The sequence below is a fragment of the Deltaproteobacteria bacterium genome, from assembly GCA_009692615.1.
Lineage (GTDB): Bacteria > Desulfobacterota > Binatia > UBA9968 > UBA9968 > DP-20.
The window spans coordinates 1-10813 of record SHYW01000145.1 but is presented as its reverse complement, the minus strand read 5'-3'; the positions used below and the strand labels follow the sequence as shown (position 1 = coordinate 10813).

The following is a 10813-nucleotide window of genomic DNA, read 5'->3' as shown; positions in this document are numbered from 1 at the left end:
CAAATCGAGGCAAAACTAAGGACCCTATTAACCGCGAGAGCAAAATGTAATCTGATATAACTTCGCAAAAACTGTAACTCATTACGAAAAAAACGATCTATCCTCCGCTGCCCTGCTTCCAGGGCAGTTGTTCAGAGGTTCCTTAAGAAAGGCCAGGTGCTGGCGCGCTTGGACGATGCCGATGTGATGGCGTCGTTGGCGCGGGCGCGGGAAAATTTGCGCGCGACTCAAGCCGATCTGAATGACGCCAAACAATCACAGGAACGTATGCGCACCTTGCTCAAGGAAGGCGCGGTGGCCCAGGCGGAGTTCGACGGCGCCGAGGCGCGCTACCAGCGCGTGATCGCGACCATCGACGCGGCCAAGTTCGCCGTGCGTGAAGCCGAAGTGGCGGTGGAGAACATGCGCATCGTCGCGCCCTTCGACGGTACCGTGCTCAAGAAAAACGCCGATGTCGGCGAAATCGTCGCGCCGTTGGCGGGTGCCGCGAGCTCGAAAGCGGCGGTCGTCACGATCGCCGACATGACTTCGTTGGAAGTCGAAGCCGATGTTTCCGAAGCGAATATTACCAGGGTGATTCCCGAGCAGAGTTGCGAAATCACTCTCGACGCATATCCGCAACAACGCTATCCAGGGTACGTGACCAAGATCGTGCCCACCGCCGATCGCGCCAAGGCGACGGTGTTGGTGAAGATCCGTTTCCGCGATTACGATCGCAAAGTTTTGCCCGAGATGAGCGCGAAGATTTCATTTCTCGCAGGTAATACCAGTGCCGCCGACGCCAAACCGTTGCTCACAGTGCCCGCCGCCGCGGTGGTCGGCCGGGATGGTCGACAAGTGGTATTTCAGACGAAAGACGACCGCGCTGTTGAGACCGTCGTAAGCACCGGACAAAAGTTAACGGGCTTGATCGAGATCACCGGCGGTCTCAAGGCGGGTGATCAGGTGATCGCCAAAGTTGACGAGCGACTCAAAGCCGGCGCCAAGATCACCGAGAAGAAATAGTTTGTGTCGATGGCGCCGCTGATCCAAGTCCAAGAGCTGTTCAAGTCCTACCGGCGCGACCGTCTGGAAATTCCGGTGCTGCGCAACATCAATTTGGCAATCGCCGAAGGCGAATTCATCGCCTTCATGGGACCGTCGGGGTCGGGAAAGACGACGCTGCTCAATCTGATCGCCGGCATCGATAAGCCGACGGCGGGAAAAATTTTTATCGCTGGCATTGATGTCACCGAATTAAATGAAACCGAACTGGCGCTCTGGCGCTCGCGCAATATCGGCTTCATCTTTCAATTTTACAATCTGATTCCGGTGCTGACGGCGCTGGAGAACGTCGAGCTGCCGCTGATTCTGACGCCGCTTTCCAAGCACGAGCGGCGTGCTCACGCCGAGACTGCGCTCGATGTCGTCGGCTTGGCGGATCGTCTGCATCACTTTCCGCGCCAACTGTCCGGCGGCCAAGAGCAACGGGTGGCGATCGCCCGCGCCATCGCCAGCGATCCTGGTCGCCGACGAGCCTACCGGCGATCTCGACAAAAATTCCGCCGACGAGATTTTAGATTTGATGGAGCGGCTCAACCGCGAGTTGAACAAGACCATTCTGATGGTCACGCACGATCCGCGCGCAGCGGAGCGAGCGCGCTCGCGGCGGCAGTTGGACAAGGGCGAGTTGGCGGAGGAAATAATTGAGAATGGATAATTGAGAATGGTAAATGGAGATTAAGATTACTCCCAGCCCACTTTAACCATTACCTAGCCAATGGAATTGTTGAAGCTTCTCCTGCGTAATACGCTGCGTCACAAGCTGCGCGGTTTGTTGACCGTTATCGGCGTCGGCGTCGCGGTGATGGCGTTCGCCTTGCTCCAAACTGTGGTTGCGGCGTGGCATGCCGGTGTCGAGGCTTCGTCGGCCAATCGCTTGATCACGCGCCACGCGGTGTCCTTCGTGTTTCCGTTGCCGCTCGCTTATCGCGATCGCATGTACCAAGTGCCGGGCGTTGACAAGGTGACCTACGCGGTGTGGTTTTCCGGTGTGTATATCGATAAGAACCAATTCTTTGCGCGTCTCGCCGTGGACTCCGAGAGCTTCTTCGACGTCTATCCGGAATATTTAATCGACAAAGAGCAGTTCGCCGCCTTCAAGCGCGAGCGCAACGGCTGCGTCATCGGCGTCGACCTGGCGCGGCGGTACAATCTCAAGATCGGCGACATCATGAATCTCGACGGCGATGTCTACCCAGGCCAATGGCCCTTCGTCGTGAGCGCGATCTACCAACCGCGAGACCAAGCTGTCGATCCCTCGATCATGATGTTTCATCACAAATATGTCGATGAGCGGCTGCGCCAAGAGTCGCCCAACCGCGCCGGCAATATCGGTTGGTACATCGTGCGCATCGCTAATGCCGACGACTCGGCGCGGGTTTCTCAATCAATCGATAAACTTTTCGAAAATTCCGCGGCCGAGACCAAAAGCGAAACCGAGCGGGCGTTTCAGCAGAATTTTTTGTCGTCCGCGAGCGCGGTGATCACGGCGATGAACGTCATGTCGTTCGTCATCATCGGGATTATCTTTCTCGTCGTCGGCAACACCATGATCATGTCGGTGCGTGAACGGACTCACGAGTTCGCGATTCTCAAAGCCCTGGGATTTTCCGGCGGCCATCTGTTTTTCCTGCTCGCCGGCGAGTCGATGATATTAGCCGTATTCGGCAGCGCGCTCGGATTGGCCGTGACCTTGCCGGCGGTGCAAGGATTTCGCGCCGCACTGCCCAAGGGCTGGTTTCCGATTTTTTACATGAAACCTGAGACTATCGTTATCGGCTGTGTCGCGAGCTTGGTCGTCGGCTTGATCGCGGCCATCGTGCCGCTACGGCGCGTGCTGACGACGCATATCGTCGATGGTTTGCGTCACGTGGGGTGAGGAAAAATGTAGACCGCAGAGACGCAACGATTTGTCTTCGTAGGGCCGACACGTAGGTCGACCCCTACCTCTGTCCTGGGGCCATGATGCAAATACCGCTCAAATATATTTTGCGCAGCGCGATCTCGCGCCGGCTAACCAGCGCGATCACCATGATCGGTGTCGCTATGGTGGTGTTCGTTTTCAGCGCGGTTTTGATGATGGCCAACGGCGTGCAGAAGACATTGCGCTCTACCGGGTCGGACGACAACGTCATCGTCGCGCGTAAAGCGGCGGCGAGCGAGATTATGAGCATCATCGACCGCGAAGCCGCCGGCATCGTTGTCAACCTGCCGCAGGTCGCGCGCGGCGCGGACGGTGCGCCGCTCTGTTCCAAAGAAGTGGTGGTGATTATCAATCTCAGCAAGCTCGGCGCCAAAGGCATCAGCAACGTCACCGTGCGCGGTGTGGAAGAAGCGGCGTTGCAGTTGCGCCCGCAAGTGAAAATTACCGAAGGCCGCATGTTTCGCTGGGGCGCGCGCGAAGTGATCGTCGGCGCCGGCATCACCAAAAGATTCGTCGGCGCGCAGTTGGGCGAGAAGATCAAATTCGGCGGTGATTTTTGGACGGTGGTCGGCCTTTTCGATGCCGACGGGAGCGGTTTCGATTCCGAACTGTGGGGCGATTTGAATCAGATCGCCGCCGTCTTCAGGCGCTCGTCGTTCTCGACGGTGACTGTACGGCTCAAAGATCCCGCTGAGCTGTCGAATATCGTGAGCGCTTTCGAGAGCGACAACCGCCTGCAATACTTCGCCGCCAAGCGGGAAAAGAAATTCTTCGAGGAACAGTCCGAGATGATGGCGGCGTTCATCCGTATCCTGGGCATCTTTATCACCGTCATTTTCAGCATTGGCGCGACTATCGGCGCGATGATCACCATGTACGGTTCGGTTGCGAACCGAACCACCGAGATCGGCACGCTACGCGCGTAAGGTTTTTTTCGCCGCAGCATCTTGTTCGCCTTTATGTTTGAATCGTTCGCTCTGTCGTTGGGCGGTGGTCTACTCGGCTTGGCCCTGGCGTCGCTCCTTCAGTTCGTGTCAATCTCGACTTTGAATTTCGGATCATTCTCCGAGCTAGCGTTTTCCTTCGCGTTGTCCCCGTCCATCGTCGTAACGTCGCTAGGCTTCTCGTTGTTGATGGGTTTGATCGGCGGATTTTTGCCGGCTGTGCGGGCGTCGCGCTTGAATATCGTCCAGGCGTTGCGCGCAGTGTAATCGGAGAGATTGGCCGCATCCTTCGACCTTGCTCAGGGCGATCGGGGTTCAACTGCGCAAAAAATAGGGGCGCGATTGACGCGCCCCTAGTAAGTTTAGCTTGGATATTTGATGGGCGTCTTAATACGTGTCGAACATGAGCTGAATCTCGTCGGCATTCGTCGTCTTCGTCAGCGCCAACGACAACAGCAAACGCGCTTTCCACGGCTGCAAATTGTCGCCGGCGACGAAGCCGCGCCGTTCCAATCCTGGACTTCTGACCACGCGGCCGGCGGCGACGCGGCTGCATAGGCACATCAGCATCCCGGTTTCCTTGAAACATTTATCGAACGCGGCATCCTCCGCAGGGGTCGGACGGCCGGCGCCGGTGCCGGCGCTGACGATGCCCTTGGCGCCGGCTTTCGCGGCGGCTTCGATCATCGTACCGTCGGCGCCGACGTAGGAGAGCACCATGTCGACTCGCGGCAGCGATTGCATTTTACTCACGTCGAACTCGGTGGCCGTCGTGTGTTTCTTTACCGGCGTGTGGTAGTAGACGATTTTTCCATCGCCGTCGGCAAAGCCGAGCGGGCCCAAATCGCGGGATTGAAACGCTTCGACGCGGTAGGTGGCGGTTTTAGTCACGTCGCGGCCGTTGAAGATTGTGTCGTTCATCACCAGTAAACAGCCGCGCCCTTTGGAATTGGGATCGGCGGCGACTTTGATGGCGTTGACCAAATTCAAATAACCATCGGCGCTGATCGCCGACGATGGCCGCATGGAGCCGACGACGATGACCGGCTTGTCGGTCTTGAGCGTGAGGTTGAGAAAATAGGCGGTCTCTTCGATGGTGTTGGTGCCGTGGGTGATGACGATGCCGTCGGCTTGGTCTTCGGCGAATATCTTGTCGATGGTGCGCACCAAGTCGAGCCAATCTTTGTCGATCAACGCGTGGCTGGGCAATCGGCGAAACGGTATCTCTTGCACTTCGGCGATGCCTTTGAGCTCGGGCAATTGTTGTAATAGCTCACCGTCATTCAAGCGTTTGCCGGCTTCGATGTACCAAGCGAGATCGAGACGGTCCTTGCCGACCGAATCGATGGTGCCGCCGGTGAGAATTAACGCAACCCTGGGTAATTTGGCCATGGAAACTGTCCTTCTTTCTTGTGATTCTCAGTAACTGTTTGTCGTAATGTTTTTTATCTGCGTCAGGTTGGAAGTTCAAGCTCTAGCGGTTTTTACGCAAAACATTCTCACCTCGAAGGTCACGAAGAACACGAAGTTCGGAGTATTATTTATCCGAAACCTTCGTGACCTTCGTGCCTTCGTGGTGAATGGATTTAAATGAGCACGAACACGGAACATGATCATGACGCCTTCAGCTCCGCTAGCGCTTCCTTGGCGAATCTTTCGATCTGTTCCTTGCGCTCGGGATAGTGCGGGATCATGAATTGTAGTCCGATGTGAATGCAGCCGACGGCGATGAATTCTTTCAGCCGTGCCGTGACCTGTCGGATGCTGCCTTTGAGATAGTCGGTGATGGGCGGGCCGTCGCTGGGCGTGAGTTCCACCGGCAAGCAACAGGCGAGTTGAACTTCATCCGGATTGCGCCCGGCGTTTTTCGCTTGGGCGCGGACATTCTCATATCCCGCGGCCAATTGCTCCGGCGTGACTTTGACGAAGTAGGGGAACCAAGCGTCGCCGTATTGGCCGGCGCGGCGCTGGGCGTATTTGCCTTCGCCGCCGACCCAGATCGGTAGCCGCGGCTTTTGATATGGCTTGGGCAAAAATGCGATATCGTCGACGTTGTAATACTTGCCGTGAAACGTGATGTGCTCATCGCTCCACAATTGTTTGAGCAGCGTCAACTGCTCGTCGGAAACTTTGCCGCGCTCTTTGAAAGGCGCGTTCATGGCGGCGAACTCTTCTTCCATCCAGCCGACGCCGACACCGAGAATCAATCGGCCGGTGGATAATTGATCGATGGTCGTCGCGATGCGCGACCAGTGCAGCGGATGGCGGTAGGGCAGCACCATGACGCTCATGCCAAGTTGAATGGTCTCCGTGCAGCCGGCCAAGAACGCCAGACAAGTCATGGTGTCGAAGAACGGCCGGTCGGGCGGGACGATGAAGGTCGCTTCCTTGCTGTAGGGATAGGTCGTGCCGATCTTCCACGGGATCACCAAACGGTCAGCGGCCCAAACCGAATCGTAGGCCAATGCCTCGGCTTGTTGCGCCGCTTGCCGCAACGTATTGCGACTAGCGGCGCGGCCGGAGACGGGTAAGAATACACCGAACTTGGTCACGAATCCTCCGAGCAATTGTTTGTTGACACCGGTGCGCGTGAAAGTTAGTTATCATTTTGTTTATGCGCGTATAGTGGAAATAACATAAAGGAATTGAAATGGCCATTTGGCTCAAGGTTCTAACCCTTACATTCTTGTTGATCGCCGCCCATAGCGGCGCGCAAGATTTGTTGAAAGTCCCGGTGCAGATCCCATCGATCTCGCCGGCTATTGGCGCATTTTCGATCGCCCGCGATCGCGGCTACTACCGGCAAGAAGGGCTCGATGTGCAATTGGTGCTGATTCCTTCGGCCCTCGGTATGCAAGCATTGCTCGCCGGCAATATCAAATTTTCCACCGCCGGCGGATCGGGGCTGCTGCCGATTCTGCGCGGCGCGCCGGTGAAATATATTTTCACGACGTTTAACCGGCCGATGTTTTGGCTTTATGCCAAGCCGGAGATTCGCTCGGTGGAAAGTCTCAAAGGAAAAAAAGTCGGCGTCTCCGGTCTCGGCAGCGGACCGGATTCGCTGCTGCGGGAGATTCTCAAAAAATATGGATTGGAAGGCGGGCGCGATGTCTTGATCCTGCCGGTCGGCTCCGGCACGGGGCGCTTCTTCGCATTGCAGGTTGGTTCCGTCGATGCCGCGATGCTATCGGTGCCGGCGAATTTGCTCGCCCAAGACGCCGGCTTTCGCGAGTTGGTTTCGTTCATCGATCAAGAGTGGATCGAGCTGCAAGGGACGGTCAACGTCACCGATCAACTGCTGACCAGTGAGCCGATTCTCGTCGAGAAGTTTCTTCGCGCCACGTTGAAAGGCTTCATCCACTTCCGCGATCTGCGTAGTCAGACCATTACCAATCTCGCCCGCTTTCTTCGAAGCAAGGAAGACGCCACCGGCAGAATTTACGATCTCATGCGCCCGAGCCTGACCCAGGACGGCATCGTCAGCGAAGAAATTCAGCGCAAATCCCTCGAACACATCGTCGACCGCGCCGGCCTCAAGGATGCACCACGGTTGGAAAAGATTTTTGATTACTCTGTGGCTGTGAAAGTTCGCAACGAACTGCGTACAAAAGGGTGGAAGCCGTGAAATCTCAGTATTCTTACCGCGGATTGGGTTCTATGATCCACTGTTTGCGGTGGCTGCTCGCTGTTGTGGTCATCGTGGCTTCGGCTCCAGTGCGATCGGTGGCACAGCAAATCCAGTCTGGGCGATCCGACAATTGCGGCGAAGTCATCAAGATTGCGACCCATGATCGCACCACCACGCGCTTCAGCCTTGCCCGTAGCGGAGATTCTTCAGTTCGACAAACCGGAATAACTTTGGTGCTGCTCGTCGGTGGCGGCGGCAATATCAATCTTGACGACAACGGGTGCCCGCGTGCGTTATCGCGCAATGTGTTGATGCGCATGGTGCCGCTGTTTCACGTTGAGGGCTTCGTCACCGCGCTGGTTGAAGCGCCATCCGACACGGGCGACGTCGACGGCTTAGCGGAGTTTCGCATGTTTCCGCAACACGCAGAAGATTTAGCCAAAGTCATCGTTGACCTGCGGAATCGCACGAAGGGCTCGGTCTGGCTGCTCGGCCACAGCCGCGGAACGATTTCCGCCGCCAACGCTGGCGTGCGCCTTTCCGGTGAGGCCGCGGCCGACGGACTGGTGCTCATATCCGCCATGATGTCCGGCGATCCCAAAGCGCGAAAAACTTTGGCCAGGCAAAGCGTCTTCGATTTGCGATTAGAATCGGTCAAGGCGCCGCTGCTAGTCGTCGGTCATGCCGCCGACAATTGCGACCGTTCACCGGCAGCTCTGATGGGAAATATCAGCGCGAGAACTCAAAGCGAACGCAAACAGGTTGTGACGGTGCCCGGCGGCCCGATCAATCCCGGTAGGGCAACCAACCTTGCCGCCTGCGAAGTCGGCGAGCCCCATGATTTCGTCGCGCAGGAAGCGGAGGTCGCGGCTGGGATTGCGCGGTTCATATTAGGTGGTAAGTTTTGATTTCGATCTCTGCCGCTAGTTAACGATAGCTTGCGGCTCTGACATGGTATCGTTAATGAGATTGCGCAATGGCCGGGAGTTGCAAAGGTTTTGCCTCAAGCAAATTTTGTGTTGAGATAGCTTGGCAACTTCCATAGAATGGGTGTCGGAGGCGTGATTATGACTTTTCCTATCGTGGTAGAATCCTGCGACGACCAATTCGCCGCTTCACTTCTTGGGGAACCAAAAGTTCGTGTCCTGGGACGAACTCGATCGCAAGCGCTTGACGCTTTAAAAGCGGAAATCGAGCACCGCGTAGCTATCGGCGAACTGCTGTCCCTTGATGTTGATACGACCGGTGTGACGGATCTGGCGGGGAAGTATCAAGCGGACCCGATGCTCCGAGATATCTGTCGCGATGCCTACGCGAATAGAGACTTGGATCGAAGCAAATGATCGCGTTCGACACGGACGTGCTGACGGAGTTGTTACTAGGCAACGCATCCTTCGTCCAACGTGCGTCGACTATTCCGATAGCGGAACAATCTTTACCAGTGATTGTCATCGATGAAGAGATCATGCGTGGCAGGCTCAATACTATCCGACAGTCCGAAGCCGGCCGCGTCTCGATCACTATCTCGCACGCTTATGCGTTGTTCGAGGATTCGTTTAGAGACTTTCGACGGCTGCAGGTGCTTTCCTACACGTCTCAGGCGGAAGCCCTGTATCAAGAATGGCGCGGGCAAGGCATCCGCACAGCGACTCACGATCTGCGCATCGCTGCGCTTTGTGTTACACATTCCGCTACATTGATCTCGCGCAATCGGCGCGACTTCGAAAACTTGCCAGGACTGTCCGTCGAGTTTTGGATGTGACATTCTGGATGTTTCGATGATCTCGTTTACCCGATAATTCTTACTGCGCTTCTTCTCTGTATAACCCAAACGCCTTCAAAATCGGCTCATCGTGCATCGAAAACAAAATAGCTTCGTCTGTCGATGACGCATTCGCATGCTCATGCCAGGCCCATAGTGGGACGATGAAGGTGTCACCTTTTTGCCATTTGAATTCTTGGCCGTTGATCATTGTCGACCCGCTGCCGCGGTAGGCGTGGTAGATGCTGGTGCTGGTGTGGCGGTGGGATTGGGTTTTTTCGTTGGGGCGGAGCATTTGGATTTGGCATGACATCGTCGGCAGCGTCGCGCCGCCGGTGGCGGGGTTGACGAATTCTAGCGCCGCGCCGTCGTAAGGGTCGCCTGGGGTGCGGGCTATTTTTTTTAACGACTCGTAGGTGTCGCTCCAGTGGTAGTGTAGCACGCGCGGAGTTGCTGCATTCGTGCTGCCGACCGGACGCGTCATGCCATAGTACGTTGCCGAATCGATGGCTTCATTCACCGGCAAGCGCCCTTTGTAGGGATCGAAAGAAATCTGTTGCAAGGCTTGGACGAAGGGGACATCGAGACCGTCGATCCAAAGCATGTTCTCGTCGCCTTCATGGGCATGCTCATGCCAGCAGCCGTGCGGCGTTAGGATCAGGTCACCGTCTTCCATCACCATCTTGTTGCCGTCGACGTTGGTGTATGCGCCGTGGCCTTGCAGGATAAAGCGAAACGCCGACATGGTGTGGCGATGGGCCGGCGCGACTTCGCCGGGTTGGATCAATTGAAACGACATCAAGATCGTGTGGCTGGTCATCTCGCTCTCAGCCATGCCTGGGTTGATCAAACGAATGACGCGGCGCTCGACGCTGCCGCGGGCGACCGAGATTCTATCTTTAGCTTGAACCAAGCTGTCGTAGATATCGTGCCACTTCCACAGGTGCGCTTTGACGCGGGTCTTGGGATCGGATGGGCGCTCGGCGTGATCGACGTTCCACAGGCCGGACACCCAGCGTGGCTTCAATAGCTCGTTGAGCTCTTGGATTTCTTTGGGCTGGTCCATCTTTAACCTCCGAAGCTGTTCAAATCGTTGAAGGCGTTCAACGGCCGTCCCTCGCTACGGACCTGCGGTCCTACTCGGGAAAGCGGATTTTAATTCGCCGATTGTCCTGAGTAGCGCGTAGCGAAGGATCATTTAAGGATAGCGCCGGTAGACGCCGTCGTAAAAGCTGCCGATCATCTGCACGGCGATCTTGCCGCAATATTCCAGCGGCCAGCCGGCGCGTTCGTTGCCGTAGCCTTCTTGCAGCGCGACTTCTAAAATCGCTTGGTTAGTGCCGCCATGGTCTTCGTCGAGGTCGGCCTCTTCGTGGACGCGGAAATATTTCATGTCTTCCGGCGTGATGCCGTACTTGGGCAGGCTTTGCCGAAAATCCCGCGAGATGAAGCCGAAGATTTCTTCTTCCATGTGCACGGCGTAGCATTCGGCGAGCGGGATATCGATCCAGGAG

The 10813-nt window shown here is 56.5% G+C and carries 9 protein-coding genes and 2 pseudogenes; 8 read left to right on the top strand and 3 right to left on the bottom strand.

The annotated features are described in order from the left end of the window. Positions 1-99 precede the first annotated feature (99 nt). From EXR70_23250 to EXR70_23235, 4 genes and pseudogenes are all read left to right on the top strand, one after another. A complete protein-coding gene (locus EXR70_23250; protein MSP41413.1) occupies positions 100-1005 on the top strand; it encodes an efflux RND transporter periplasmic adaptor subunit in 906 nt (301 codons plus the stop codon). A gap of 9 nt (positions 1006-1014) precedes the next feature. Further along, positions 1015-1699, top strand: a pseudogene (locus tag EXR70_23245) (ABC transporter ATP-binding protein). A 60-nt stretch (positions 1700-1759) separates the two neighbouring features. Beyond that, complete coding sequence (locus EXR70_23240; protein ID MSP41412.1) at positions 1760-2920, top strand: ABC transporter permease; 1161 nt, start codon at positions 1760-1762, stop codon at positions 2918-2920. An 86-nt stretch (positions 2921-3006) separates the two neighbouring features. Next, positions 3007-4176 (top strand): annotated as a pseudogene (locus EXR70_23235) (FtsX-like permease family protein). A gap of 120 nt (positions 4177-4296) precedes the next feature. Here EXR70_23235 and EXR70_23230 read toward each other — a convergent pair. Beyond that, entirely contained in the window at positions 4297-5301 is a 1005-nt protein-coding gene (locus EXR70_23230) for an asparaginase (GenBank protein ID MSP41411.1), read from the bottom strand. Between the two features lie 221 nt (positions 5302-5522). Then, positions 5523-6476 carry a TIGR03619 family F420-dependent LLM class oxidoreductase gene (locus EXR70_23225; GenBank protein ID MSP41410.1) on the bottom strand — a complete coding sequence of 318 codons (954 nt, stop codon included), beginning with the start codon at positions 6474-6476 and terminating at the stop codon, positions 5523-5525. Positions 6477-6559: 83 nt separating this feature from the next. On the opposite strand from EXR70_23225, the gene EXR70_23220 reads away from it, so the two are divergent. From EXR70_23220 to EXR70_23205, 4 genes are all read left to right on the top strand, one after another. Beyond that, entirely contained in the window at positions 6560-7534 is a 975-nt protein-coding gene (locus tag EXR70_23220) for an ABC transporter substrate-binding protein (GenBank protein MSP41409.1), read from the top strand. Between the two features lie 233 nt (positions 7535-7767). Next, entirely contained in the window at positions 7768-8445 is a 678-nt protein-coding gene (locus EXR70_23215) for a hypothetical protein (protein MSP41408.1), read from the top strand. 159 nt (positions 8446-8604) lie between these two features. Then, the gene (locus EXR70_23210; GenBank protein ID MSP41407.1) at positions 8605-8880 is read left to right on the top strand and encodes a hypothetical protein; all 276 of its coding nucleotides are present in this window, start codon (positions 8605-8607) and stop codon (positions 8878-8880) included. Further along, positions 8877-9299 (top strand): type II toxin-antitoxin system VapC family toxin, encoded by a 423-nt coding sequence (locus tag EXR70_23205; protein ID MSP41406.1) that lies wholly within the window; start codon positions 8877-8879, stop codon positions 9297-9299. Before EXR70_23210 ends, EXR70_23205 begins: the two co-directional genes overlap by 4 nt. A gap of 40 nt (positions 9300-9339) precedes the next feature. Here the strand turns inward: EXR70_23205 and EXR70_23200 are convergent, their stop codons facing one another. Then, complete coding sequence (locus tag EXR70_23200; GenBank protein MSP41405.1) at positions 9340-10365, bottom strand: cupin domain-containing protein; 1026 nt, start codon at positions 10363-10365, stop codon at positions 9340-9342. Positions 10366-10813: the final 448 nt, after the last annotated feature.